This is a genomic window from Streptomyces sp. NPDC001315, assembly GCF_042896175.1.
Taxonomy (GTDB): Bacteria; Actinomycetota; Actinomycetes; order Streptomycetales; family Streptomycetaceae; genus Streptomyces.
In genome coordinates this window covers 60097-85268 of record NZ_JBIAWZ010000027.1, presented here as the reverse complement: position 1 = coordinate 85268, position 25172 = coordinate 60097, and the positions used below count along the sequence as shown (strand labels likewise).

Genomic DNA, 25172 nt, shown 5'->3' with positions numbered 1-25172 from the left:
CATTGGAGGACCGGATCGGTCCCCCAATGGTAAAGGATGAGCAAAGGGATCCCTGTGGGTGGGGTGCGCTCAGTAGGTGAGGGGTTTCACCCAGCGCGGCTGCGGGTGCCTACAGCGGCTTGACCCAGCGCCGCCAGCGCTCCTCGCGGTGGTAACCGGCCGCAGCCCATGTGTGGTGTGCCCGCTCGTTGGACTCCAGGACCATGGCATCGACACGTCGTCCGCCCAGGGTGAGGAAGCGTTGTTCTGCCGCTTCCATCAAGGCGGTGGCGATACCTTGCCGACGGCAGTCGGGGTGCACGGCCAGTCGGTAGGCGGAGCAACGCCATCCGTCGAAGCCGGCTATCACGGTGCCCGTGAGGAGGCCGTCGCGCTCTGCCAGGAGCAGGGCTTCGGGGTCTGCCGCGATGAGCCGGGCCACTCCGTCGTGGTCGTCGCTGATGCTCGTTCCTTCCGCGGCCTCGCGCCAGAACTGCAACACGGTGTCGATGTCCGCGAGGGTGGCCCGACGGATGTGAAGATCACTCATGGGGCGAGCCAAGCAGAGCGCCGGCCTGGCTGGCGAATGATTTCCGTGCGGAGGAATCGAATCGAGATGGGGTGGGCTCGGGTTCAGGGCATGCGCGAGCCGCAAGCCGCGAGCGCGCCGGCCCCCACACCCCGGGTGTCGACCGATCACGCCGGTCTCCTGGTCCGTCCGCCGTGTTCTTCCTGCTCGCCCCGACCGTCGGGGAGTATCGGGAGGTGGCTGCCGGCCGCGATTCTGGCCACCATCTCGGCGAGCAGCCCGCAGGCTCGCGCGATCTCCTGCTGGTTCTGGTTGCGCTCGCTGACGGCTGTCCCGACCAGCAGCGCGGTCAGCGAGGCAGAACCGTTGAACGCCTGCAGGGTGATCATGGTGGTGAGCAGGTCGTGCCCGGCGAACGGGCCCGTCTTCTCCGCAGCGGCGATGATGGCGAAGGTCGACACGGCCAGGGCGCAGGGTGCGGCCCCGGCCACCTGGAAGCGGAAGGCCGCCCAGATCAGCAGCGGGAAGCCGAGGAACATGAGAGGTGTGCTGCCGGTCACGAGGAAACCGACGCAGACAGTGGCTGCCAGAAGCAGCAGTGCCTCAACCCAACGGGACGGCGAAGCCCTTTTCGGCAGGCGTGCGGAACGGAGAACAAGCAGGACCGGCGTCACCAGCAATACGCCCATCGCGTCGCCGGTCCACCAGACCGACCATGTCGGCCAGAACGTGTCGCCGCGCAGCGCGCCGGAGAGAGCCAGGGCCCCGCTGCCTATCGTCGCGCTGACCAGCATCCCGGTGAACGCACCGAGAAAAATCAGGGCAAGCGCATCCGGCATACGGTCGAGTTCCCTCCGGAACCCCGTCCGGCGGAGCAGGACGTACGAGCAGAGGGGCGCGAGGGTATTTCCCGACACGATCGCGAGCACGGCCGGGATCGAGGGCCCGAGCGCCACGTTGACCAGAAACGCGCCCAGTGCGATCCCGGGCCACACCCGCGGGCCGCGGAGGAGCAGGCTCGACAGGGCGATACCGGTCGGTGGCCACAGCGGGGTGACCTGGCCGCGCACCAGCTGCTGGAGGAGTCCCACCCTGGCCGAGCCGTAATACAGCGCGGCGACGGTACAGATCTCCAGGGCAGCCAAGCCGCCGCGCCCGAGCCGTGCATGCCGCGCGACAGTCATTGGGCGACCTCCGCATCGACATCGCCCCGAGGTCCATCATCCGTCGGATCCCTCGGAACCTCCACGGCACCGTTGAGCCGGATGTCCGGCTCCGGATCACAGAGGGAGGTTGCGCTCCGCAGCCCGACGGGGAGGCCGACCGCCCGGGCACGTCGTCACAGGGGAGCCTCGGGGGTCAGGCGTGCGGGGTGCGCAGGGCGAGGATGGCCATGTCGTCGTGCCCGTCGCTGGGGTGGTGATCGGCCAGTGCTTGAACGAACTCCTGCAGGGGCAGGGCGGCATACACGGTGGCGAGAGCCGTGAGCTGGTCGAGACTCTCATCGATGGGGTGCTCAGGATGTTCGATCAGCCCGTCCGTGAAGAAGACCACGGTGGCGTCCGGGGGCAGGAAGCGGGAGTGGTCGGGGCGGGGCTGCTCGGGGTCGACCCCGAGCGGTAGTCCGGGCTCGGCGAACAGGTATTCCACTTGGCGCTCAGGGGAGATCAGCAGGGGTGGGACGTGGCCCGCGGTGCTCCAGTGCAGTCGCCAACCCCGTCCCTCCGGTTCGATGCGCGCCAGGGTGGTGGTGACGACGAGATTGCTCGTGACGGCCTGCAGGGTGTGGTCGAGCCGGGCAAGGACCGCCCCGGGCGGATTGTCCCGGTCGAACAGCAGAGCGCGCAGCATGTTACGGGTGGAGGCCATGGCGGCCGCGGCCTGCAGATCGTGGCCGACCACGTCACCGATGACGACCGCCACCACGTTGTCGGGCAGCGGGATGGCGTCGTACCAGTCCCCGCCGAGTTGACTGGGCTCGGCTGCGGGCCGGTAGACGGCGGCGGATGTGAAAGGCCGCAGGTCGGGCAGTGTCGGCAGGAGGAGCCGCTGGAACTGCTCGGCTCCGAGGCGAACCCGTTCAAACAAGCGGACGTTCTCGATCGCGATGCCGGCGGCACTGGCCAGGGCAACGACGACGCTCTCGTCGTGGACGTCGAAGGGCCGTCCATCGCGGCGTTCGGAGAGGTACAGGTCACCGTAGATCTCCCCGCGGACGCTGATGGCGACGCCGAGCAGGGTGCGCAAGTGCGGGTGGCCGGGCGGGAACCCGGCGGACGACGGATGCATGGAGATGTTGTCGACCCGTAAGGGCTCGGGGTTGTGGATCAGGTGTCCTAGGACACCCAGCCCACGAGGCAAGCCGGTTTCGGCCAGATCGGCGCGTTCCTGTTCGGACAGGCCGGCGGCGATGAACTGCTCCAACCGCTCTCCGGAATCGTTGAGTACGCCCAGTGCCCCGTAACGGGAACCGACCAAGTCCATGGCGGTGGTCACGATACGGTGCAGCACCGCAGGCAGTTCCACCTCCCGGCTGATGGCCACCACCGCATCCAGCAGACCCTGGAGTCGGTCCATGGCGGCCAGCAGGGCGCGCAATTGCTCGTCGATCCTGCCCAACTCGGTACGCAGACGCAGATGCAGGTCGGGAATGTGCGGCTGTCCAGGTTGTTTGCCCTCAGCCTCTCCCGCCATCACGAGCGCCCGGTGGCCGGATGTTCGGTCTTGGTCACCTTCAGCCTGCAGCGATCGGTGACGGTCACGGGGAACGCCCGGCGCGGCGTGGCGGCGTCGGTCTCGTCAGAGGCGTCGATCTTCCGCGCCGACACCGTCGGGGCCGCACGCAGGGCAGGACGGATCCGCTCACCCAGCCCCTCACTCGGGCGGTACATTACGGCCTCCTGACAGGACCTTGATCAATCGGGACCACAGCGTGGCACGGTCCGACAGGCCAAACGGTCATTACTCCAAAAGCGGCATGCCATGCCCGTCACTCGTGCGCGATGGCCGCCAGCACGTTCATCCGCGACGCGCGCAGCGCCGGCAGCAGCGCCGCCACCACGCCGACCACCGCCGAGCCGATCACGACCGCGACGATCGTGCCCCACGGGACCGCGAGCGCCTTCATGCCCTGCAGCGCCAGCACCCGCTGCGTGCACACGCCCCACACCAGCCCCAGCGCGAGTCCCAGCACCGCGCCGAACACCGCGATCACCACCGACTCCAGCCGGATCATCCGGCGCAGCTGCCGCCGGGCCAGCCCGATGGCGCGCAGCAGCCCGATCTCCCGGGTGCGTTCCACGACCGAGAGGGCGAGGGTGTTGACCACGCCCAGCACCGCGATGACGATCGCGAGCCCGAGCAGCGCGTACACGAGGTAGAGCAGCACGGCGATCTGGTCGTGGACCAGCTTCTTGTAGTCGGCCTGGTCGCGCACCTGCACCTGCGGATAGGGGTCGAGTGTCTTCTCCAGGCGGGGACGCAACTGGTCGGCGCCGGTGCCGGAGGCCGCGTTCACATACAGCGCGGAGTCCTGGCCGCCGGGGACGTACTTCTCGACCGTCCCGATGCCGAAGAACAGCCCGCCCTGCATTCCGAACCCGCCGGCGGAGTCCTGGTCGGTGAGGGCGCCGACCTTCAGCTCGGTCTTCCGGCCGCCCGGGAACTCGACCGGGAGCACGCTGCCGAGCCGTACGCCGTGGTCCTTGGCGAAGTCGGCGTCCATGCCCATGCTGCCGTCCGCGAGGCCGGCCGCCGAGTCGCCCTCGGCGTACATCACATGGGCGACGTCGTCCACCTGGGCGTCGTATCCCGCCGCGGTCGTCTCGATCCGCTTGCCGTCCGGCAGCCGTACCGCGAGCGGCGCGAACCGCTGGCGTACGACGAGCCCGACGCCCTCGGTGCCACGGACCTCGTCGGTGACCTCCTGCGAGAACGGCGTGAAGTTGCTGTTCTGGATCACGAAGTCGGCGCCCAGCGTCTTGTCGATCTGCTGGTCGAAGGACTTGGACATGGAGGCGCTGGCCACCGACATCCCGCCGACCAGCGCGAGGCCCACCATGAGGGCGGAAGCCGTGGCGCCCGTACGGCGGGGGTTGCGCAGGGCGTTGCGTTGGCTCATCCGGCCGATCGAGCCGAACAGTGCGGGGAAGGCCGCGCCGAGCACCCGGATCACCGGACGCACCAGGAGCGGGCCCGCGATCACGGTCGCGATCAGCGTGAGGACGACGCCCAGGCCGAGCAGGGAGGCGGCCGAAGCCGTCCTGGTCGCCGCCGCACACCCCGCCAGCGCGGCCACGCCGACCGCCCCGACGACCGAGCCCACCACCGCGCGCACCTTGAGCGGCCGTCCCACCCCGGAGACGTCGGCGTCCGCGAGGGCCGCCATCGGCGACACCCGCGCCGCGCGCCGGGCCGGGAGATAGGCCGCCACGAAGGTGACGCCGACGCCGACGACGTACGCCGACACCGGGGTGGCCCAGCCGACGACCATCTCCGTGGTCTTCAGGTTCATGCCGAACGTGCTCATGAGCTTGATCAGTCCGGCCGCGAGCCCGATCCCGGCCGCCAGACCCAGCGTGGAGCCGACCAGGCCGAGCAGCACCGCCTCGGTGAGCACGGACCGCCGCACCTGACGCCGGTCGGCACCGAGGGCGCGCAGCAGGCCGAGTTCGCGGGTGCGCTGGGCGATCAGCATCGAGAAGGTGTTGACGATCAGGAACACGCCGACCAGGACCGCGATCCCGGCGAAGCCGAGCATCACGTACTTGATGACGTCCAGGAATCCGCCGAGGTCGGCGGCCGCCGACTTGGCCTGCTCCCCGGCGGTCCGCACCTCGTAGGTGCCCGTCCCGATCGTGGCGGTGACACGGCGCTTGAGCTCGGCGTCGGTCACGCCCTGCGCCGCGTCCACGGAGATGCCAGTCGCGCGGTCGGCGGAGCCCAGCAGCTTGGAGGCGGCGATCTCGGGGTCGAGGAAGAGGAGGGCCGCGCCCGGGTTGGTGGTGGTGAAGGTGGCGATGCCGACGATCTCGACCTTGAAGGTGCCGGGCTGCGCCATCACGGTGAGCGTGTCGCCGATCTTCACATGCTTCTTTTCGGCGGTGTCCGCGTCGAGGAGGGCCTCGCCGGCGCCGTGCGGGTCGTGGCCGGAGGTCAGCTTCACCGGGCTGCGATCGGTGCGGTACCAGTCACCGGCGATGGTGGGGGCGCCCGTGGTCGGTCCGACCGACTCGTTCCTGCTGTCGACGACCGTGATGTTCTCGACGCCCACGTCGGGGTGGGCCGACGCGACGCCGTCGACCCCGGCCACCTGGCCGGCGAGTGCGGCGGGCAGCGTCTGGACGGCGCCGGTCGGTACGGACGACTTGAGGTCCTGCTTCGGTTCGATCGTCACGTCGGCGGAGGTGGACGCGAACAGCCGGTCGAAGGTGCGGGTGACCGTGTCGGAGAAGATCAGGCTGCCCGCGACGAACGCGACGGACAGCATGACAGCCAGTGCGGACAGCAACAGCCGCCCCTTGTGCGCGAGGAAGCTCCGCAGCGTCGCCTTGAGCACCGGCTCAGTCCTCCTTGCCGGAGGTCTGGGGGGTTCCTGAGGTGAAGAGGCGCATGCGTTCGAGCACCGCCTCCGCCGTCGGCCGCTCCATCTCGTCCACGATCCGCCCGTCCGCGAGGAACAGCACCAGGTCGGAGTGGGCGGCGGCGCCGGGGTCGTGGGTGACCATGACGACCGTCTGGCCGAGGTCGTCGACGGCCTCGCGCAGGAAGCCGAGGACCTCGAGACCCGCGCGCGAGTCGAGGTTGCCGGTCGGCTCGTCGGCGAAGATCAGCTCGGGGCGGGACGCGAGTGCGCGGGCGCACGCGACGCGCTGCTGCTGGCCGCCGGAGAGCTGGGACGGCCGGTGCCTCAGCCGGTCGCGCAGCCCGAGCGTGTCGATGACCTGGTCCAGCCACACCTGATCGGGCTTCTGGCCCGCGATGTCCATGGGCAGGGTGATGTTCTCCGCCGCGTTCAGGGTCGGGATGAGGTTGAACGACTGGAACATGAAGCCGATCCGGTCCCGGCGCAGCCGGGTCAGCTCGCGGTCCTTGAGCCCCGTGATCCGGGTGTCGCCGAGCCACACCTCTCCGGCCGAAACGGTGTCGAGCCCCGCCAGGCAGTGCATCATCGTGGACTTCCCCGAGCCCGAGGGCCCCATGACCGCGGTGAAGCGGCCGCGCGCGATGTCCACGTCGACCGAGTCCAGGGCGAGCACCGTCATCTCGCCCGAGCCGTACGCCTTGGTCAGACCCCGGGCGCGGGCCGCGATCCCGTCGGCCGGGGCCCGGTCCGGGGCGTACTCCGCAGCAGGTGTGGACAAGGCTGCCTCCTCGCTCGCGTGGACGTGCCGACTCCGTCGTCCCGCCCGAGCGTAGTGTGACCGGCCCCACACCCGGTATCCCCCCTGGGGCCGAGGCCGTCTCCGCCCCAGGTCGGGCCCCTGATACCGGTGTAAGGGGCATGCTCCACCCGGGGGAGGACGGGGACGGGCTCCGGCAAGGGCCCCTTGCCGGTGCTAGCACTCCGGCGCTAGCGTCGAGGTATGGCGAAGACCCAGCTGAACGTACGCGTGGACGAGGGCACCGCCCGCGCGGCGCGCGAGCGCGCCCTGGCCCGTGGCATGAGCGTCAACCGCTACATCGAGGAACTCGTCAGACAGGACACCGGCGAGGCGGGCCACACGTTCGTGGAGGCCGCCGCGGACTTCATGAAGCAGTACGAGACCGTCTTCGCGGAGGAGTTCGGCAAGGACGGCGAGAGCCCGCGCGAAGGTCGCCGCTGATCCGTTGAGCAATCTCAGGATCGACCTGGCCTGGCTCCTCATGCTCGCCGAACAGAAGACACCGGGAGACCCCCAGATCACCGACTGGGGAGCGCTCGTCGCGGCTGTCGCACGCCATCAGGCCGACATATTCGACGTCCCCGTCTACGACACTCCGCACGCCCGGGCGGCCGCACTGCTCCAACTCCTGGTCCATGTCCCGGCGTTGGAGCGCACCAACGCGTTGTTCGCGTCCGCGGTCGCCTACGGCTACCTCGTCGCCAGCGGCCTCAAGGTCGTCACCTCGCCCGAGCAGGTGCGCGATCTGGCCCGCCTGGTGAAGAGCGGCGACGCCTCGGTCGACGACATCACGCGTGAGCTGCGGCAATGGACCCTATGAGGCCCGCGTCCCGGTGACGGGCTCAGGACGCCACGCCGTGCCCAGCACACAGTACGAGGTGGGCAGCCTGGGCCCCTTCTCCGGCATCGACAGGCTTCGGTAGGGGCCGAGTTCGAATCCGGCGTCGCGCAACGCGGCGACCGGGTCCCGGGCCAGGTGGCAGCCGCCGTTCAGGTACGGCCACGCCGTACGGTCCAGCGCGCGCTGGGTGACGGCCATCGCCCGCCCGCCGCCCCTGCCGTGCTCGAAGAACCGCACCTCCCCGCCGGGCCGCAGCACCCGCCGCGCCTCGGCCAGGGCGCGCGGCACATCGCGCACACTGCACAGCACCAGGGAGAGCACGACCGCGTCGAAGGCCTCGCTCTTGACCGGCAGTGCCTCCGCCGCCCCCGGGACGACGTCCACGGGGACCTCGCAGCGCAACGCCGCCTCCACCGCCGACTGCCGCAGCAGACGCTCGGGTTCGATCGCGACGACCTCGGCGACCGTACGCGGATAGCGGGCGAAGTTCAGGCCGTTGCCGGCGCCGATCTCGATCACCCGCCCCGACAGGCCGGTAAGCAGCCGGTCGCGTACGCCGCCCATGCCCAACCTGGTCTCGGCGGCGACGCTCACCCGGGCGTAGTAGCGGGCGAAGAGTGGATGGTGGACGGGATCCCGAGCCGCTCTGCCGGAGCGGATGAAGGACCGTGCGGACATGGCGACCTCCCGGACAGGACGGGGCCTACGGTGATTCTCCCCCGTAAGGCCGCGCCGCACCCGCGCCCGCGGCCATCGGCGCCCGGATGCCTCCGGGACTGTCTACGCGATGAAGTGCCGCACCTGCTCGTACACGTCGTAGTCGTTGTCGATGTCGGTGTGCGAGACGCAGCCGACCCCGACGTTCGTCGCGCCGCTCAGGATCGCGGTGGTGTCCGGGGTGAGCGCGTCGCCGCAGGCGGACCAGCAGCCGGCGTACGACACGCTGCCCGGTGTCTCGTCACCCGAGTTGAGCGAGGTCAGGAACGAACCGCCGGTGTACATCTCGGCGCACGACGTGTACAGCCACGAACACCACGGCGAGACCAGGGCCGAAACCCGAGCCAATGCCGACGGCTAGGGCGCTTCCCGCACCCGGAACGCCTCCGCGTCCCACGTCCCGTCCAGCCGTGGCGCCAGCCAACCCGGCGCCAGGGAGCGGAAGTCGGCGGGAGTGAGCGACCCGGCGCCGGCGGGCAGTGCCCCGAGCAGCGGCGCCCCGGCCACGAGCGGCAGATCCGCCAGATTGCAACGCGATGCCAGATCGGGGGAGTCCGGCCAGCTGCCGATCACCGCGCCCAGCAACTCGACCTCCCGTGATCGCAGTTCACGTGCGGTCAGTTCTGTCGTGTTCAGCGTGCCCAGGCCCGCCGAGGCCACCACCAGCACCGGCGCCCGCAGCAGCCGGGCCGCGTCCGCCAGGGTTCCGCCCGCCGCGTCGAACCGCACGAGCAGTCCGCCCGCGCCCTCGACCAGCACCAGGTCGTGTTCCGTGGCCAGCTTCTGCGCCGCCTCCGCCACGTCGTGCGGATGCACCGGTGCCCGTCCGGCCCGCCGTGCTGCCGTCGCCGGCGCCAACGGGTCGGGATACCGGGCGATTTCGGTCGCCGTCACCGCACCGGCCAGCCGCGTCACCTCGTCGGCGTCGCCCGGCTCGTCCGGCCGTACACCCGTCTGCGCGGCCTTCAGTACGGCCACCGAGCGGCCGGCCGCGACCGCCGCCGCGGCGATCGCCGCCGTCGCGACGGTCTTGCCGACCTCCGTGCCCGTGCCCGTGATCACCAGTACCGGCATGTCATCCCTCCCGCGCCGCGGCGCACACCGCGCGCGCGATCCGTGCCACGTCCTCGTCGCCCGTGACATACGGCGGCATCGTGTAGACCAGGTCGCGGAACGGCCGCAGCCACACGCCCTCGCGCACCGCCGCCCGAGTGGCCGCCGCCATGTCCACCGCGTGGTCGAGCTGGACCACCCCGATGGCACCGAGGACGCGGACGTCCTTCACCCCGGGCAGCGCGGAAGCCGGCTCCAACCCCTCCCGCAGTCCCGCCTCGATCCGCTCGACCTCCGCTCGCCAGTTCTGGCCGAGCAGCAGTTCGATCGAGGCGCAGGCCACGGCCGCCGCCAGCGGATTGCCCATGAACGTGGGACCGTGCGCGAGCACCGGCACCTCGCCCCGCGAGATCCCGTCGGCCACCCGCGCGGTGCACAGCGTCGCCGCCAGGGTCATATAGCCGCCGGTCAGCGCCTTTCCCACGCACATCACGTCCGGCGTCACCGCCGCGTGCTCCGCCGCGAACAACGCGCCCGTGCGACCGAAACCGGTCGCGATCTCGTCGAACACCAGCAGCACGTCGTGTGCGTCGCACGCCTCGCGCAGCACCCGCAGATAGGCGGGGGAGTGGAACCGCATCCCGCCCGCGCCCTGCACCACCGGCTCGACGACCACCGCGGCCAGTTCTCCCGCGTGCTGTTCGATCGCCGCGCGCAGCCGGTCGGCGTACGACTCGTCGTACTCCGTCGGTGGCGCGTCCGTGAACACCTGGCGCGGCAGCACGCCGGCCCACAGCTCGTGCATCCCGCCCTCGGGGTCGCACACCGACATCGGCTGCCAGGTGTCGCCGTGGTAGCCGCCGCGCCAGGTCAGCAACCGCCGCTTCTCGGGGCGGCCCAGCGAACGCCAGTACTGCAGACACATCTTGACCGCGACCTCGACCGACACGGATCCCGAGTCGGCGAGAAAGACATGCTCCAGGCCGGCCGGCGTGATGTCGACGAGGAGCTTCGCCAGCCGCACGGCGGGCTCGTGCGTGAGCCCGCCGAACATCACGTGGCTCATGCGCGACAGCTGCTCGTGCGCGGCCTCGTTCAGCACCGGGTGGTTGTAGCCGTGGATCGCGGACCACCAGGACGACATGCCGTCGACCAGTTCGCCCGAGCCGTCCGCCAGGGTCAGCCGCACCCCGCCGGCCGACTTCACGACCAGCGGCTCCTGACGGCCCGGCATCGGGCCGTACGGATGCCAGACATGCCGCCGGTCGAGGTCCAGCAACTCGGGCACGCTCAGAGCAGGCATCGAGGCCCGCTTCGGGTCAGGCATTGGGCGCGAGATCCGTACCGGCGCCCCGGCGGCGTACCGCGACGAGGTCCGGACGGGCCTCGTTGACCTGCGGCGCGGAGGTGGAACCGCAGACGCTCTCACCCCCGTGGCAGCCGCCCGCCCGGTGCTCGGGCAGCGTCACCCGGTCGGCGCCCTCCACCTCGAAACCGGCGTCCGCGATCATCTCCAGGTCGGCCTTGCCCGCCTGGCCCTCGCTGGTGAGGTAGTCACCGAGGAAGATCGAGTTGGCCAGGTGCAGGGCGAGCGGCTGCATCGTACGGAGATGGACCTCGCGGCCGCCCGCGATGCGCACCTCGACGTCCGGGCAGACGAACCGCACCATCGCCAGGATCCGCAGACAGCGCTGCGGGGTGAGGTTCCACTCCTTGGCCAGCGGCGTGCCCTCGAACGGGATCAGGAAGTTCACCGGAACGGAGTCCGGGTCCAGCTCACGCAGTGAGAAGACCACGTCCACCAGGTCCTCGTCGCTCTCGCCCATGCCGGCGATCAGCCCCGAGCAGGCCGACAGGCCCGCCGCGTGCGCCTTCTGTACGGTGTCGACGCGGTCGGCGTAGGTGTGCGTGGTCGTGATGTCCGCGTACGTCCCCTCGGAGGTGTTGAGGTTGTGGTTGTACGCGTCCGCGCCCGCCTCGCGCAGCCGCTCCGCCTGGCCGTCGGAGAGCAGGCCGAGGCAGGCGCACACCTCGACGCCCTCGTTCTGGTCCTTGATCGCCTTGATGGTGTCCGAGACCCGGTCCACGTCCCGGTCGGTCGGACCGCGGCCGCTGGCCACCAGACAGACCCGCTTGGCCCCACCGGCGAGTCCGGCCGCCGCGGCCTGGGACGCCTCGTCCGGCTTGAGCCAGGTGTACTTCAGGATCTCGGCCTTGGAGCCGAGTCGCTGGGAGCAGTAGGAGCAGTCCTCGGGACACAGTCCGGACTTCAGGTTGACGAGGTAGTTGAGTTTCACGCGTCGGCCGAACCACTGCCGGCGCACCTTGCCGGCCGCGGCCACCACATCGAGCAGATCGTCGTCGGAGGTGGCGAGTACGGCGAGCGCTTCCTCGCGGCTCGGCAGCTCGCGCCGCAGTCCCTTGTCCACCAGCGTGTTCAGCAGGTCCATGGGAGCCGATCCTGTCGTAAGGACGTGCTCCGGGCCAAGGAGAGTTCGTACAACAGAGGCACTTCGTGGTGTGTGGATTGCCACATCCTGGCCTGCTGATCGTCCCGCTAGTGTCTGTCCACTGCCTACAAATCCCGCGGAGGACCCATGGCGTTCGGCTGGATCGACGAGCAGGCGGAACTGCGCCGCCACGCCGGGCTCGTACGGACGTTGCGCCCGCGCCCCGCCGACTCGCCGCTCCTCGACCTCGCGAGCAACGACTACCTGGGCCTGGCCCGCCACCCCGAGATCGCCGAGGGCGCGGCCCGCGCGGCGCGGACCTGGGGCGGTGGTGCCACCGGCTCCCGGCTCGTCACCGGCACCACCGAGCTGCACACCGAGCTCGAACGGGAGCTGGCCGCCTTCTGCGGCTTCGAGGCGGCACTGGTCTTCTCCTCCGGCTACGCGGCCAACCTCGCGGCGGTCACCGCGCTGGCCCCGCACGGGTCGCTGATCGTCTCCGACGCGGGCAACCACGCCTCGCTGATCGACGGCTGCCGGCTGGCCCGCGGCACCACACAGGTCGTCGCGCACGCCGAACCGGACGCCGTGCGCAAGGCGCTCCAGACACACGCCGGGCCCGCCGTCGCCGTCTCCGACACGGTCTTCTCGGTCGACGGCGACGCCGCGCCGCTGGCCGGACTCGCGCAGGCATGCCGGGAGCACGGCGCCGGGGTGGTCGTCGACGACGCCCACGGCCTTGGCGTGCTGGGCGACGGCGGCCGTGGTGCTCCTTACGCGGCAGGGCTCGCGGGCGCCCCGGACGTCGTCGTGACGGTCACCCTGTCCAAGTCGCTGGGCAGCCAGGGCGGAGCAGTGCTCGGTCCCGTCGGGGTGATCGACCACCTGGTCAACGCGGCCCGCACGTTCATCTTCGACACGGGCCTCGCCCCCGCGGCGGCGGGCGCGGCCCTGTCGGCCCTGCGGCTGCTGCGCCGCGAGCCGGAGCGGGCGGCGCGGGCCCGCACGGTGGCGGGCGAGCTGCACGCACGTCTGACCGCCGCGGGTCTGGAGGCGGTACGGCCGGACGCCGCGGTCGTCTCCGTGCGGGCGCCGTCCCCGGAGGGGGCCGTGCGGTGGGCGGCCGACTGCCGTGCGGCGGGTGTCGCCGTGGGCTGCTTCCGTCCTCCTTCCGTGCCCGACGGCATCTCGCGGCTGCGACTGACCGCTCGCGCGGACCTCTCCGAGGCCCAGGTCGAACGCGCGGTACGGGTGATCGGCGAGACACGACCATGAGTCGGCGTGACACGGCCGTGTGTCGCACGATTCGTCATCGATCAGCGCTGATCGCTGCTGCTTTGAACTGATCAGAACGGTCCGGACATGACCGGAATCAGTGGAACGCGGCCGTGAATTCCGCCCAGCTCTCGGGGGAGAAGAGCAGCGCGGGGCCGGCCGGGTCCTTGGAGTCGCGTACGGCGAGCAGTCCGGCCCATGGCCCCGAGGCCGGCCGGGCCGTCTCCACGCAGTTGTTCGCTCCCGTGCTGTAGCTGCTGCGCAGCCATCGCGCATCGTGCAGATGAGTAGTGGAAGGTACGTTCCGAGGCAGTGCAGTCATGGTGCCTCCTTACGCGCCGTCACCTATCCCGGCGATGAAATCCAACGAGTCCTCGGGTGAAAGGGCGTGGATCTGAAGGGTGTTGAAGGCCTCCGAGTAGGCCTGGAGGTCTTCTTTCCGTTCGAGGTAGAGGCTACTCGTCATATGGTCGAGAACAACCACATCCAGATCAGAAGTGCTCGGAAATGACAAGATAACGAAAGGTCCGGTGATGCCGATGTGTGCTCCCGCGCTGAACGGCAGCACCTGGAGCCGCACTTGGGCCAGACGCCCCGCCTCCACCAGCCGCCGCAGCTGTCGCGCCATCACGTCGGGCCCGCCGACCTCCCGCCGCAGCACCGCCTCGTCCAGGACCGCGGTCAGTTCCAGCGGCGGCTGCGCGCGCAGCACGTCCTGCCTGGCCAGCCGCACCTCCACCAGCGCGTCAAGCCGCTCCTCCTCCAGCCCCTCCACGGCCGCCCGCGTCACCGCGCGGGCGTACTCGGGCGTCTGCAACAGCCCCGGGACCACCGACGTCTCCAGTGTGCGCATCGCGCTCGCCTGCGACTCCAGGCTGATGAAATCCCGGTAGGTGGGCGGCAGCACACCACGGTACGCGTGCCACCAGTGGTCCCGGCCGCCGTCGTGGGACCCCGCCAGCACCAGCAGCAACTCCCGCAGCTGGGCGTCGGCGACACCGTAGGCGTCCAGGAGTAACCGCACATCGGCCGGTTTCACCCCGCTGGCGCCGGTCTCGATCCGGCTCACCTTCGACTGGTGCCAGCCCACCAGCCGGGCCGCCTCACCACTGGTGAGCCCTGTGCGGGCGCGCAGAGCGCGCAGCTCGGCGCCCAGTTTCCGGCGGCGCACCGCGGGACCGTACTGCATGGGAAACTCCTTACTCCTTCCGAGCCGCCCAAATACGGTCTGCCGTCGCAGAGTTCACCGCTTCGAGCGACAGATATATGCACATCTTGGTGGATCGCCACCGTGGCCGGCCGGGTAATGGCAGTCTGGCGAAGAAGCACCAGTCCGGGACCGTACTCGAATCCGCTCCTTGTCGGACTGCGGTCCCGCGGGAAGGGACGACGTCGCCATGGCAGACCATCTGGAAGCATCCGTCACTCTGCCGAGCGATCCCGCCTCGGTCGCCGCTGCCCGCACCTTCGTGGCGAGCGCTCTCGCGGAGTGGGGCCTGCCGGCGGACACGGATGCGGCCGACACCATCCGGCTGATCGTCTCCGAACTCGCCACCAACGCCGTACAGCACACTCTGGGGCAGTCACCCACCTTCACGGTGGACCTCACCCTCGACCGTGACGAGCATCTGCGCATCGGCGTCACCGACAGCCACCCACGCTTCCCCAAACGACTGCCGGCCGCCGTCCAGCAGGACAACGGCCGGGGAATGGTGATCATCCGCTGGCTGATCGCGGAGTGCGGCGGCAGGCTGCGCGTCCGCCCCACCCACGAGGGGGGCAAGACGGTCTTCATCGAACTCCCGTGGACGATCCCGGCCGAGCCGGTGCCGGCCGCGGGGCAGCAGGAACCTTGAGGACCCAGTCCTTTTCACGGGAATGACCCCGGCGCGGCGGCGGCGCGTCAGGACGCCGCCACCGCACCGGGCGGGTCAACTGACCCTGCCGTACCAGACGCTCGTCGTCCAGAGCTTCTGCAGCCTCACCACATCCCCGGTCTTCGGGGCATGCCAGATCTTTCCCTTCCCGGCATAGATGCCGACGTGGTAGACGCTGGAGCCCGAGTGGAAGAACACGAGGTCGCCTGGCTTGCGGCTCCTGGCCGAGATGTGGTGGGTCTTGTTGTACTGCTGGGCCGCCGTGCGGGGCAGCTTCTTGCCCGCCTTCTTGAACGAGTACAGCGTGAGCCCGGAGCAGTCGAACCTGCGCGGCCCCGTGGCGCCGTACTGGTACGGGGAGCCCTTCTTGGAGGCCGCGATCTGGAGTGCCTTCGTCGCGGTTGTGGCGGCCGCCGCCTCGGAGGTGAAGCCCGGGGCCACGATCGAGCCGCCCACGGCGGCAATGGTGAGTGCCGAGGCCGTACCGGCCCGGGCCATCAGCGACGGGACACGATTGAGCGCAGTCATGCGCAACCCTTCGTCAGCCGCCTGTGAAGGATGACCTGTCGGATTCGGGCTGGCGAAGTTGCCCGGCCGCGTCGCGCGGCTTCACCCCAAGGGCTGCTCGGCCCGGCCATGGCTTGGCCGTTCCGGCGAACCCGTCGTGCTTGGGTCCTCCACTCCTGCCGATGCACTTCCGTCGACCGGTCGTCCGGGACAGCGGCAGGACTCGGCGTCCGCCCGGACCGCCCCGCCGCTGTGGCGGGGGCTTGTCGTCAGATTGGGATCTTCACTCACAGGTGTCCGAAAATCCCAACGGAACCGTGGGTTTGTGTTGTTGCTCACCACTCACCCGTTCGGGTGGACAGCCCCATGTTCGATCGACTGTCCAGGGGGCCGACGAGCCCCGGACCAGCACCGGAGCACCTCATCCCGCTCCGGAGCCACGCGCGTTGCGCAACCGCAACGGTCCGAGAAAAGGACGCACACCTACGCCAACAGGGGGTACACCATTTGGTCCGTTTCAACTCCGTCCCGGACACTCCGCACGCGGGACGGAACACCCGGACCGGCTGGGCGTGCGTCAACTGTCGGAGCGTGACGGCACGATGACGCGTGCCGTGCGCCGCTCCCCGTCCAGGACGCGCAGCGCCCGCGCGAGCGTGGGCGCGTGCAGTTCGGCCTCGCCCCGCTGGTGCATCAGGGCCAGCGCGTCGCGCAGCGCGGCCGCCTTCCCCACCAGCGCCTGGGCGGCGCGCAGTCCGCGGTACGTGTCCCCGTGATACGCCGGGTTGATGCGGCCGAGCAGGTCGACCACCTCCAGGTAACGGTCGATCAACTCGCCCTCGGCCCGTGTCAGGGCGGGCAGCGGCGGGAGTTCCGGTGGCAGCATCCCCGGCTCACCTCGCGCCGGGCGTGGTGCGCGAGGCCTTGCGGCCGTCGATGACGCGGTCCACCAGGCCGAACTCCAGCGCTCCCGGCGCGTCCAGGACCTTGTCCCGCTCGATGTCGGCACTCACCTGCTGCGGACTGCGTCCCGTATGCCGTACGAGCATCTCCTCCAGCAAGGCCCTGGTGCGCGCCAACTCCTCCGCCTGGATGGCGAGGTCGCCGGCCTGCCCCTCGACCGGTTCGGGCAGCGCCGGCTGACGGAGCACCACGCGCGCACCCGGCAGCGCGTACCGCCTGCCCGGAGCACCCGCGGCCAGCAGCACCGCGGCGGACGATCCGGCCTGACCCATGCAGAACGTCTCCACGTCGCAGCTGACGTACCGCATCGTGTCGTAGATCGCGGTCATGGCGTTGAACGAGCCGCCGGGGGAGCTGATGTACAGCGAGATCTCCCGGTCCGGCTCCTGGTGCTCCAGATGCATGAACTGCGCGATCACGTCGTTCGCCGAGGTGTCGTCGATCGGTGTCCCCAGGAAGACGATCCGTCCTTCCAGCAGCTTCGAGTACGGATCCAGCGTCCGGTGCCCGAAGCTCGTGCGTTCGGTGAACTCGGGCAGGACATGGCGGGCGGACGGTCGGATCATGGCGAACCCCTCCTCGCGGCAGAGCTGACTCTGCAGAGCTGTCTCTGTAAAAAATGTACAGGACGTACGTCACGTTATGATGGGGGTATGGCCTACGAGATTCCGGTGACGCAAGCCAGGGCTGAGCTCGCCGACCTGATCAACCGGGTGGTGTACGGCGGTGAGCGCGTCGTCGTGACACGCCACGGCAAGCCCCTTGTCGCCCTGGTCTCCGCCGCCGACCTGGAGCGGCTCGACGAGCTGGAGCGGCCCGACGAGGAGCAGGTGATCAGCTCGGTCTCCGCCGTCCGCGAGGTCGCGTCCGCTCCCCGCGAACGTCAGCGCTTCGGGATCGCGGCGGAGCACCGGGGGACCGGGCCCTCCTGACGTCCCGGGAGACGACCGGTCGGGCGACGGGTGCGAGCACCCTCTCCGTGGCGGGCGGCATCCGCGACGCGGCGGTCGGGCGCACGGTCTACGGACGTCGATGAGCGTGCGGGATCCGCGCGCGGGAGCCTGACGGATCACAGCTCGGTTAACTTGCCCGAAACTCGCTCCAACTAGCCTGCCGGTCTACGCCACCAGGGACTTTGCCCGGGGGCCGCGGCAACCGGACCCCGCACGGTCCGGAGCGAGGACTGTGAGGTGGGACGTGCAACTGACCCCGCACGAGCAAGAGAGGCTGCTGATCCACGTGGCGGCCGACGTGGCCGACAAGCGCCGGGCCCGCGGGCTCAAGCTGAACCACCCCGAGGCCGTCGCCCTCATCACGTCGCACATCCTCGAGGGTGCGCGTGACGGCCGTACCGTCGCGGAACTCATGTCCTCCGGACGCAAGCTGCTCACCCGGGACGACGTCATGGAGGGCATCCCCGAGATGATCCACGACGTCCAGGTCGAGGCGACCTTCCCGGACGGCACCAAGCTCGTCACCGTCCACGACCCGATCGTCTGACGGGGGAGGCCGCCATGATCCCCGGAGAGATCCTGTTCGCGGACGACCCGATCGTCTACAACGAGGGTCGTGAGGTCACCCGGCTGACCGTCCTCAACGCTGCCGACCGGCCCGTCCAGGTCGGCTCCCACTACCACTTCGCCGAGGCCAACCCCGGCCTGGAGTTCGATCGTGCCGCCGCACGGGGCAGGCGGCTGAATGTCGCCGCCGGCACCGCCGTGCGCTTCGAGCCCGGGATCCCCGTCGACGTCGAACTCGTTCCGCTCACCGGCGCCCGTATCGTGCCCGGTCTGCGCGGGGAGACCGGAGGTGCCCTCGATGCCTGAGATCTCGCGTGCCGCGTATGCCGACCTGTTCGGCCCGACGACCGGTGACCGCATCCGGCTCGCCGACACCGATCTGCTGATCGAGATCGAGGAGGATCGTTCCGGCGGGCCCGGGCTCGCCGGCGACGAGGCCGTCTTCGGCGGTGGCAAGGTCATCCGTGAATCCATGGGCCAGGCGCGTGCCACGCGCGCAGACGGCACCCCTGACACCGTCGTCACGGGTGCGGTGATCGTCGACCACTGGGGGATCGTCAAGGCCGACATCGGCATCCGCGACGGGCGGATCACCGGCATCGGCAAGGCGGGCAACCCGGACACCATGGACGGGGTGCACCCGGACCTCGTCATCGGTCCCGAGACCGAGGTGATCGCGGGCAACGGGCGGATCCTCACCGCCGGAGCCGTCGACGCGCACGTCCACTTCATCTGTCCGCAGATCGCCGACGAGGCGCTCTCCGCGGGCATCACCACGCTGGTCGGCGGCGGCACCGGACCGGCCGAGGGCTCCAAGGCGACCACCGTGACGCCCGGGCCCTGGCACCTGGCCCGCATGCTGGAGGCGATGGAGCAGTACCCGCTCAACATCGGCTTCCTCGGCAAGGGCAACACCGTCTCGCACGAGGCGATGCTGTCCCAGATCCGCGGGGGAGCGCTGGGACTGAAGCTGCACGAGGACTGGGGCTCCACCCCGGCCGTCATCGACGCCTCGCTGACCGTCGCCGACCGGACCGGCATCCAGGTCGCGATCCACACGGACACGCTGAACGAGGCCGGCTTCGTGGGCGACACGCTCGCCGCGATCGCCGGGCGCGGGATCCACGCGTACCACACCGAGGGTGCCGGCGGCGGGCACGCGCCGGACATCATGACCGTGGTGTCCGAGCCGCACGTGCTGCCGAGTTCGACGAACCCGACACGGCCGTTCACCGTCAACACCGCCGAGGAACACCTCGACATGCTGATGGTGTGCCACCACCTCAACCCGGCGGTGCCGGAGGACCTGGCGTTCGCCGAGTCCCGGATCCGGCCGTCGACGATCGGCGCGGAGGACATCCTCCACGACCTCGGCGCGATCTCGATCATCTCGTCCGACGCCCAGGCCATGGGACGCGTCGGCGAGGTCGTCATGCGGACCTGGCAGACCGCCCACGTCATGAAGCGGCGGCGAGGTGCGCTCCCCGGGGACGGGCGGGCGGACAACCGCCGAGTGCGTCGCTATGTCGCCAAGTACACGATCAACCCGGCGCTCGCCCAGGGCCTCGCCCGCGAAATCGGCTCCGTCGAGACGGGCAAACTCGCCGACCTGGTGCTGTGGGAGCCGGCGTTCTTCGGCGTCAAGCCGCACCTCGTCATCAAGGGCGGGCAGATCGCGTACGCGCAGATGGGCGACGCGAACGCCTCGATTCCGACCCCGCAGCCGATCCTCCCGCGTCCGATGTACGGGGCGATCGGACGGGCGCCCGCGTCCAACTCGTTCAACTTCGTGGCGCCGCTCGCCATCGAGGACGGGTTGCCGGAGCGGCTTCAGCTCGGGAAGCGGTTCGTGGCGATCGAGTCCACGCGTGGGGTGACCAAGGCGGACATGCGCGAGAACGACGCGCGGCCGCGGGTCCGGGTCGACCCCGACAGCTTCGCCGTGCACATCGACGGCGAGCTCGTCGAGGCGACTCCCGCCGCCGAACTGCCCATGGCCCAGCGGTACTTCCTCTTCTGATGTCCAGGGCAGCACTTCTCGTCCTGGCCGACGGTCGCTTCCCCGCCGGAGGGCATGCGCACTCCGGCGGGGCCGAGGCGGCCGTCAAGGCCGGTCGGATCACGGGAGCGGCGAGTCTGGAGGACTTCTGCCGAGGGAGGTTGCACACGGCGGGGCTGGTGTCGGCGGGCCTCGCCGCCGCGGCCGCGCTCGGAGTGGATCCGGTGGAGCTGGACGCTGCGGCGGACGCGCGTACGCCGTCTCCCGCCCTGCGTGGCGCCGCGCGGAAACTGGGCCGGCAACTGATGCGGGCCGCCCGGGCGACCTGGCCGTCCGCGGAACTCGAGGCCGTGGCACGGGAGTTTCCCAAGGGGGCGCACCAGCCGGTGGTGCTGGGGCTCGTGGCACGGGCGGCCGGGCTTGAGGCCGTCGATGCCGCGTACTGCGCGGCGTACGAGAGTGTCGGCGGGCCGGCCACGGCGACGGTGCGGTTGCTGAGTCTGGACCCGTTCGATGCCACGGCGGCGCTGGCCCGGCTGGCGCCGGAGCTGGACCGGGTGGCCGACCGGGCCGTCGAGGCGGCCAGGCGTGTCCTCGACGACGGGGTCGACGCGCTGCCCGCGGCGTCGGCTCCGCTGCTGGAGATCGGTGCGGAGGCGCATGCCGCCTGGCCTGTACGTCTGTTCGCGTCATAGGAGCCCGCGGCGCAGTCGCCGATGGACGCAGTCGACCCCCGAAGCAAGCTGAAAACGCACCGCGGAAGAAAGCAGGAGCCGCCCCATGCACCTCGACCACTCCCACGACGGCCCCTCCGCCGTCAGCGCCGACGCTCATCGTCCGGACGGCCGCCGCCGGGCCCTCCGTATCGGGCTCGGTGGGCCCGTCGGATCCGGTAAGACCGCCACCGTCGCGGCGCTCTGTCGTGCCCTGCGGGAAGAGCTGTCCCTGGCGGTCGTCACCAATGACATCTACACGCGGGAGGACGCCGAGTTCCTGCTGAGGGAGGCCGTGCTGCCGCCCGAGCGGATCACCGCCGTGGAGACCGGCGCGTGTCCGCACACCGCGATCCGCGACGACATCTCAGCGAACCTCGAGGCGGTGGAGGATCTGGAGGACGAGGTGGGGCCGCTGGACCTGATCCTCGTCGAGTCCGGTGGGGACAACCTCACCGCCACCTTCTCCAAGGGGCTCGTCGACGCGCAGATCTTCGTGATCGACGTCGCCGGGGGCGACGACATCCCGCGGAAGGGCGGCCCGGGCGTGACCACCGCCGACCTGCTCGTCGTCAACAAGACCGACCTCGCGCCGTACGTGGGGTCGGACCTCGGGCGGATGGCGGCCGACGCCAAGGCGCAGCGGGCCGAGCTGCCGGTCGTCTTCCAGTCGCTCCGCGGCGAGGACGGGGTGCGGGACGTCGCCGGCTGGGTGCGGGCGCAGCTCGCCGCGTGGACGGCTTGATCGTGGACGGGGTACGGGCCACCGCGCGGATCGTCGCCCGGGACGACGGCCGGGGCGGCACCTCCCTTCCCGTGCTGGAGAGCGACGGGCCGCTCGCGCTGCGGCGGACCCGGGGGAGCGGCTCGCAGGCGCGGGTCATGCTCGTCGGGGCGATGAGCGGGCCGCTGGGAGGTGACCGTTTCGCCGTCCATGCCGAGGTGGAGGACGGGGCCCGGCTGCGGGTCGGGTCGGCCGCCGCCACCATCGCGCTGCCCGGGCAGGCCAAGGGCGACGCCCGGTACGACGTGCGGCTCGACGTTGCCGACGGCGGCGAACTCCACTGGTTGCCCGAGCAGTTGATCTCGGCAGGTGGCAGCGATCTGTATGTCACCACCCGTGTCGGTCTGGCCGGCTCCGCTCGGCTCGTGCTGCGTGAGGAGCAGGTGCTCGGACGGGTCGGTGAGGAACCCGGGCGGCTCACCAGCCGTCTCACCGTCCGGGTCGCCGGGCGCGTCCTGCTCGACCAGGAGCTCGCCTGCGGGCCGGGTGCGCCGGGCGGCTGGGACGGTCCCGCCGTACTGGCGGCGCATCGGGCCGTGGGCCAACTGGTCGTCGTGCGGCCGGAATTCGCGGTCGAGCCGGTGGCGGCCCGGGTTCTGGGCGAGGGAGCGACCCTGGTTCCGCTCGCCGGGCCGGGCGCCTTGGTGACCGCGGTCGCCCCGGATGCGCTGTTGCTGCGCAGCGTGCTGGACGAGGCGCTCGCGGCCCTCGGCTGAGCATCCGGTCAGCGGGACATGATTCTCCGGTTATCGGATTGGCAAAGAAGGTCAACGCACCCTGTTCTCAGGGACCTCACAGCCGCAAGGATCCCCTTACCTTTCGAACCAGGCAGGGGGAGGGTCCACTTGAGGGACATCAGACCGAGGAAGCGGACGGCAGCGCTCGGATCGGCCGGAGCGCTCGTCGCCGCGACCCTGATAGCCGGCGCCGTCGCGGCGCCCACGGCGAGCGCGGAAAGCCGGCACGGGCAGGACCGTGAGGCCTACGGCGCGGCGATCGCCGCGGACCGGGCCGCGAAGGCGGGCATCGACTGGCAGGACTGTCCCGCGGACTGGGGCCTGGAGAAGCCGATCCAGTGCGGCTACGTCACGGTTCCGCTCAACTACGCCAAGCCCGACGGCAAGCAGATCAAGCTCGCCGTCGACCGCATCGGCAACACCGGGACCAAGGACGAGCGTCAGGGCGCGCTCATCTACAACCCGGGCGGGCCCGGTGGCTCGGGTCTGCGGTTCCCGCGCCGCGTCATCACCAAGAACGCCATCTGGGCCAACACGGCCAAGGCGTACGACTTCGTGGGCTTCGACCCGCGCGGCGTCGGTCACTCCGCGCCCATCTCCTGCATCGACCCGCAGGAGTACGTCAAGGCGCCCAAGGCCGACCCGGTGCCGGACACCGAGGCCGACAAGCTCGCCCAGCGCAAGCTCGCCGCCGAGTACGCGGACGGCTGCTACGAGCGCAGCGGCGAGATGCTGCCGTACATGACGACGCCGAACACCGCGCGCGACCTGGACGTCATCCGCGCCGCGCTGGGCGAGAAGAAGCTCAACTACCTGGGCGTCTCCTACGGCACCTACCTCGGCGCCGTCTACGGCACGCTGTTCCCGGGCCACGTCCGCCGCATGATCGTCGACAGCGTCGTCAACCCGTCGCGCGAGAACATCTGGTACCAGGCCAACCTGGAGCAGGACATCGCCTTCGAGGGCCGCTGGAAGGACTGGGAGGACTGGGTCGCCGCCAACGACGCCACCTTCCACCTCGGCACCACCCGCGACGCCGTTCAGGCGAAGTGGCTGGAGCTGCGCGCCACCGCGAAGAAGAGCCCCCTCGGCGGGGTCGTCGGCCCGGCCGAGCTGATCACCTTCTTCCAGAGCGCCCCGTACTACGACACCTCGTGGGTGCCGGTCGCCACCGTGTTCAGCCAGTACGTCGCCGGCGACACCCAGGCGCTCGTCGACGCGGCGGCTCCCGACCTGTCCGACACCGCGGGCAACATCGCCTCGGAGAACGGCAACGCCGTCTACACGGCCGTCGAGTGCGCCGACGCCAAGTGGCCCACCAGCTGGCGCAAGTGGGACCGCGACAACACGCGGCTCAACAAGGACTACCCGTTCATGACCTGGGCCAACGCGTGGATGAACCTGCCCTGCGCCACCTGGCCCGTCAAGCAGCAGACCCCGGTGAACGTGACGACCGGCAAGGGCCTGCCGCCGGTGCTGATCGTGCAGTCCGAGCGTGACGCGGCCACCCCGTACGCAGGTGCCGTCGAACTGCACCAGCGGTTCAAGGGCTCCCGACTGATCACCGAGAAGGACGCCGGCTCGCACGGTGTGACCGGCCTGGTCAACACCTGCATCAACAGCCGGGTGGACGCCTACCTGCTCACCGGCAAGCTGGACGCCGCGGACGTGATCTGCGCGCCGCACGCCACGCCGAAGCCGTAAGGGGTGGTCGTACGACGGTGAGGGGCGGCGGGGGCAACCCGCCGCCCCCTGCTCATGTCCGCGCGTCCAGCCAGGCGTCCTCCGCCGCGTAGTCGAACAACTCGGGGTAGTACCCCGCGAGTTTGGCGAACGCCTCCTGCCAGTCCCGACCGGCCAGTCGTCGTTCGAGCCACTCGACGGTCTCCGGCAGGCTCTCGGCGTACGTCACCGCCGGCCGGTAGCCCAGCTCCCGCCGGGCGGCCGTCATGTCGCACACGACCGGGAGCACCGCCGACCACGGTGTCCTGCCCACCGACGGGGACGGCGCGGGCCCGTCCACCAGGACCGTCTCCGTCTCCACCCCCATCACCGCGTCGATCGCCGCACCGATCGCGGCGACCGTCGGCGGTTCGGGATCGCAGGCGTTGAGCACCCGGGAACCGGGGCGCGCCGCCGCCAGCCGCACCAGCTCGGCGATGTTGCGGGCAGCGGCCACGTGGAAGAGGCTCTCGCCGCGGAGGGCGAGGACGCGTCGGCGCCGGCCGTCGAGGTTGCGTTTGACGAAGTACAGCTCACGGGGGAGCGGGCTGTGCGGCCCGTGGATCGCGCCGGCGCGCAGCAGCGTCGCCGGAAGCCGGTCCGCTGCCGACAGGAGTTCGGCCTCCAGCGCCGCCTTGCCCGAGGCGTACGTGGCGTCGCCGGGCGGTACGGTCGGCTGGGTCTCCGGGATGGGCACCGGGTACTCGGGGAAGCCGCCCGTATCGCGCATGGTGTCGAATCCCTGGCCGTTGCCGTCTTCGTAGACCTCCACGCTGGAGATCACCACCGCCGAGCCGATCCGGTCCGCGCGGGAGGTCAACTGGCGTGCGTGCCGGGCCCCGTAGGCCACGACGTCCACCACCAGGTCGCAGCCGTCGCCGAGCACCGCGGCCAGTGCCTCGTCGTCCTCCCGGTCCAGCCGGACCGACTCGACCTCCTCGGGCCACCTCTCGTCCCGGCCGCCCCCGCGCGAGGCGGCCGTCACCGCCCAGCCGTCCCGGACCAGGGTGTCCACCGTCGGACGCCCGATCTGGCCCGTCGCTCCGATCACCACAGCTCGTCTCATGGGACGACCGTAGGCCCGCGGCGCGTGCCGTTCCAGGAGATCGGCCGACAGCAGAAG

Annotated in this window: 28 protein-coding genes, 1 pseudogene and 1 riboswitch; of the genes and pseudogenes, 12 read left to right on the top strand and 17 right to left on the bottom strand. The window is 70.7% G+C overall.

Annotated features, from left to right (window positions below; translation table 11 throughout):
- Positions 1 to 109: 109 nt before the first annotated feature.
- The 6 genes from ACFY16_RS38620 to ACFY16_RS38595 all read right to left on the bottom strand — a co-directional run bounded on the left by ACFY16_RS38620 (position 110) and on the right by ACFY16_RS38595 (position 6870).
- Complete coding sequence (locus ACFY16_RS38620; protein ID WP_390651904.1) at positions 110 to 529, bottom strand: GNAT family N-acetyltransferase; 420 nt, start codon at positions 527 to 529, stop codon at positions 110 to 112.
- 146 nt (positions 530 to 675) lie between these two features.
- A complete protein-coding gene (locus tag ACFY16_RS38615; protein ID WP_390651903.1) occupies positions 676 to 1692 on the bottom strand; it encodes an MASE1 domain-containing protein in 1017 nt (338 codons plus the stop codon).
- Positions 1693 to 1867: 175 nt separating this feature from the next.
- The gene (locus tag ACFY16_RS38610) at positions 1868 to 3202 is read right to left on the bottom strand and encodes a PP2C family protein-serine/threonine phosphatase (RefSeq protein WP_390651902.1); all 1335 of its coding nucleotides are present in this window, start codon (positions 3200 to 3202) and stop codon (positions 1868 to 1870) included.
- A complete protein-coding gene (locus ACFY16_RS38605) occupies positions 3202 to 3399 on the bottom strand; it encodes a hypothetical protein (protein WP_390651901.1) in 198 nt (65 codons plus the stop codon). The genes ACFY16_RS38610 and ACFY16_RS38605 overlap by 1 nt, the downstream gene beginning before the upstream one ends.
- A gap of 98 nt (positions 3400 to 3497) precedes the next feature.
- The gene (locus tag ACFY16_RS38600) at positions 3498 to 6065 is read right to left on the bottom strand and encodes an ABC transporter permease (protein ID WP_390651900.1); all 2568 of its coding nucleotides are present in this window, start codon (positions 6063 to 6065) and stop codon (positions 3498 to 3500) included.
- Positions 6066 to 6069: 4 nt separating this feature from the next.
- Complete coding sequence (locus ACFY16_RS38595) at positions 6070 to 6870, bottom strand: ABC transporter ATP-binding protein (RefSeq protein WP_390651899.1); 801 nt, start codon at positions 6868 to 6870, stop codon at positions 6070 to 6072.
- 222 nt (positions 6871 to 7092) lie between these two features.
- Here ACFY16_RS38595 and ACFY16_RS38590 point away from each other — a divergent pair, with 222 nt between their 5' ends.
- Together ACFY16_RS38590 and ACFY16_RS38585 are read left to right on the top strand one after the other, a co-directional pair.
- The gene (locus ACFY16_RS38590) at positions 7093 to 7332 is read left to right on the top strand and encodes a toxin-antitoxin system HicB family antitoxin (protein ID WP_390651898.1); all 240 of its coding nucleotides are present in this window, start codon (positions 7093 to 7095) and stop codon (positions 7330 to 7332) included.
- Between the two features lie 4 nt (positions 7333 to 7336).
- On the top strand, positions 7337 to 7711 hold the full coding sequence (locus ACFY16_RS38585; protein WP_390651897.1) for a fic family toxin-antitoxin system, toxin component: 375 nt from the start codon (positions 7337 to 7339) through the stop codon (positions 7709 to 7711).
- Here the strand turns inward: ACFY16_RS38585 and ACFY16_RS38580 are convergent.
- The 5 genes and pseudogenes from ACFY16_RS38580 to bioB form a co-directional block, all read right to left on the bottom strand.
- The gene (locus tag ACFY16_RS38580) at positions 7706 to 8410 is read right to left on the bottom strand and encodes a class I SAM-dependent methyltransferase (RefSeq protein WP_390651896.1); all 705 of its coding nucleotides are present in this window, start codon (positions 8408 to 8410) and stop codon (positions 7706 to 7708) included. The two genes, ACFY16_RS38585 and ACFY16_RS38580, sit on opposite strands and share 6 nt — an antisense overlap.
- 102 nt (positions 8411 to 8512) lie before the next feature.
- Positions 8513 to 8776: pseudogene (locus tag ACFY16_RS38575) on the bottom strand (lipase); the annotation flags it as partial.
- Between the two features lie 30 nt (positions 8777 to 8806).
- Entirely contained in the window at positions 8807 to 9523 is a 717-nt protein-coding gene (bioD, locus tag ACFY16_RS38570) for a dethiobiotin synthase (protein WP_390651895.1), read from the bottom strand.
- Position 9524: 1 nt separating this feature from the next.
- The gene (locus ACFY16_RS38565; RefSeq protein WP_390651912.1) at positions 9525 to 10805 is read right to left on the bottom strand and encodes an adenosylmethionine--8-amino-7-oxononanoate transaminase; all 1281 of its coding nucleotides are present in this window, start codon (positions 10803 to 10805) and stop codon (positions 9525 to 9527) included.
- Positions 10806 to 10821: 16 nt separating this feature from the next.
- On the bottom strand, positions 10822 to 11952 hold the full coding sequence (gene bioB, locus ACFY16_RS38560; protein WP_390651894.1) for a biotin synthase BioB: 1131 nt from the start codon (positions 11950 to 11952) through the stop codon (positions 10822 to 10824).
- A 147-nt stretch (positions 11953 to 12099) separates the two neighbouring features.
- On the opposite strand from bioB, the gene ACFY16_RS38555 reads away from it, so the two are divergent.
- A complete protein-coding gene (locus ACFY16_RS38555) occupies positions 12100 to 13227 on the top strand; it encodes an 8-amino-7-oxononanoate synthase (protein ID WP_390651893.1) in 1128 nt (375 codons plus the stop codon).
- 97 nt (positions 13228 to 13324) lie between these two features.
- On the opposite strand, the gene ACFY16_RS38550 is transcribed toward ACFY16_RS38555, so the two are convergent.
- Together ACFY16_RS38550 and ACFY16_RS38545 are read right to left on the bottom strand one after the other, a co-directional pair.
- A complete protein-coding gene (locus tag ACFY16_RS38550; protein ID WP_390651892.1) occupies positions 13325 to 13549 on the bottom strand; it encodes a DUF397 domain-containing protein in 225 nt (74 codons plus the stop codon).
- Positions 13550 to 13558: 9 nt separating this feature from the next.
- The gene (locus ACFY16_RS38545; protein WP_390651891.1) at positions 13559 to 14416 is read right to left on the bottom strand and encodes a helix-turn-helix domain-containing protein; all 858 of its coding nucleotides are present in this window, start codon (positions 14414 to 14416) and stop codon (positions 13559 to 13561) included.
- Between the two features lie 208 nt (positions 14417 to 14624).
- On the opposite strand from ACFY16_RS38545, the gene ACFY16_RS38540 reads away from it, so the two are divergent.
- The gene (locus tag ACFY16_RS38540; RefSeq protein ID WP_390651890.1) at positions 14625 to 15083 is read left to right on the top strand and encodes an ATP-binding protein; all 459 of its coding nucleotides are present in this window, start codon (positions 14625 to 14627) and stop codon (positions 15081 to 15083) included.
- Between the two features lie 75 nt (positions 15084 to 15158).
- Here ACFY16_RS38540 and ACFY16_RS38535 read toward each other — a convergent pair whose 3' ends face one another.
- The 3 genes from ACFY16_RS38535 to ACFY16_RS38525 all read right to left on the bottom strand — a co-directional run bounded on the left by ACFY16_RS38535 (position 15159) and on the right by ACFY16_RS38525 (position 17140).
- Entirely contained in the window at positions 15159 to 15632 is a 474-nt protein-coding gene (locus tag ACFY16_RS38535; RefSeq protein WP_390651889.1) for a C40 family peptidase, read from the bottom strand.
- Positions 15633 to 15635: 3 nt separating this feature from the next.
- Positions 15636 to 15808, bottom strand: a riboswitch (cyclic di-AMP (ydaO/yuaA leader).
- A gap of 380 nt (positions 15809 to 16188) precedes the next feature.
- Complete coding sequence (locus tag ACFY16_RS38530) at positions 16189 to 16497, bottom strand: hypothetical protein (RefSeq protein WP_390651888.1); 309 nt, start codon at positions 16495 to 16497, stop codon at positions 16189 to 16191.
- A gap of 7 nt (positions 16498 to 16504) precedes the next feature.
- Positions 16505 to 17140, bottom strand: coding sequence for an ATP-dependent Clp protease proteolytic subunit (locus ACFY16_RS38525; protein WP_390651887.1), 636 nt, complete (start codon positions 17138 to 17140; stop codon positions 16505 to 16507).
- A gap of 87 nt (positions 17141 to 17227) precedes the next feature.
- On the opposite strand from ACFY16_RS38525, the gene ACFY16_RS38520 reads away from it, so the two are divergent.
- The 8 genes from ACFY16_RS38520 (at position 17228) to ACFY16_RS38485 (ending at position 24031) form a co-directional block, all read left to right on the top strand.
- On the top strand, positions 17228 to 17506 hold the full coding sequence (locus ACFY16_RS38520; protein WP_390651886.1) for a type II toxin-antitoxin system Phd/YefM family antitoxin: 279 nt from the start codon (positions 17228 to 17230) through the stop codon (positions 17504 to 17506).
- Between the two features lie 265 nt (positions 17507 to 17771).
- A complete protein-coding gene (locus ACFY16_RS38515) occupies positions 17772 to 18074 on the top strand; it encodes an urease subunit gamma (RefSeq protein WP_030958538.1) in 303 nt (100 codons plus the stop codon).
- Between the two features lie 14 nt (positions 18075 to 18088).
- Complete coding sequence (locus ACFY16_RS38510) at positions 18089 to 18400, top strand: urease subunit beta (protein ID WP_390651885.1); 312 nt, start codon at positions 18089 to 18091, stop codon at positions 18398 to 18400.
- A complete protein-coding gene (locus ACFY16_RS38505) occupies positions 18393 to 20114 on the top strand; it encodes an urease subunit alpha (RefSeq protein ID WP_390651884.1) in 1722 nt (573 codons plus the stop codon). Before ACFY16_RS38510 ends, ACFY16_RS38505 begins: the two co-directional genes overlap by 8 nt.
- Complete coding sequence (locus tag ACFY16_RS38500) at positions 20114 to 20788, top strand: urease accessory protein UreF (protein ID WP_390651883.1); 675 nt, start codon at positions 20114 to 20116, stop codon at positions 20786 to 20788. Before ACFY16_RS38505 ends, ACFY16_RS38500 begins: the two co-directional genes overlap by 1 nt.
- A gap of 85 nt (positions 20789 to 20873) precedes the next feature.
- Positions 20874 to 21551 (top strand): urease accessory protein UreG, encoded by a 678-nt coding sequence (gene ureG, locus ACFY16_RS38495; RefSeq protein WP_390651882.1) that lies wholly within the window; start codon positions 20874 to 20876, stop codon positions 21549 to 21551.
- Entirely contained in the window at positions 21539 to 22306 is a 768-nt protein-coding gene (locus tag ACFY16_RS38490) for an urease accessory protein UreD (protein ID WP_390651881.1), read from the top strand. The genes ureG and ACFY16_RS38490 overlap by 13 nt, the downstream gene beginning before the upstream one ends.
- A gap of 129 nt (positions 22307 to 22435) precedes the next feature.
- On the top strand, positions 22436 to 24031 hold the full coding sequence (locus ACFY16_RS38485; protein ID WP_390651880.1) for an alpha/beta hydrolase: 1596 nt from the start codon (positions 22436 to 22438) through the stop codon (positions 24029 to 24031).
- 52 nt (positions 24032 to 24083) lie between these two features.
- Here the strand turns inward: ACFY16_RS38485 and ACFY16_RS38480 are convergent, their stop codons facing one another.
- Positions 24084 to 25115 (bottom strand): NAD-dependent epimerase/dehydratase family protein, encoded by a 1032-nt coding sequence (locus ACFY16_RS38480; RefSeq protein WP_390651879.1) that lies wholly within the window; start codon positions 25113 to 25115, stop codon positions 24084 to 24086.
- Between the last annotated feature and the right edge of the window lie 57 nt (positions 25116 to 25172).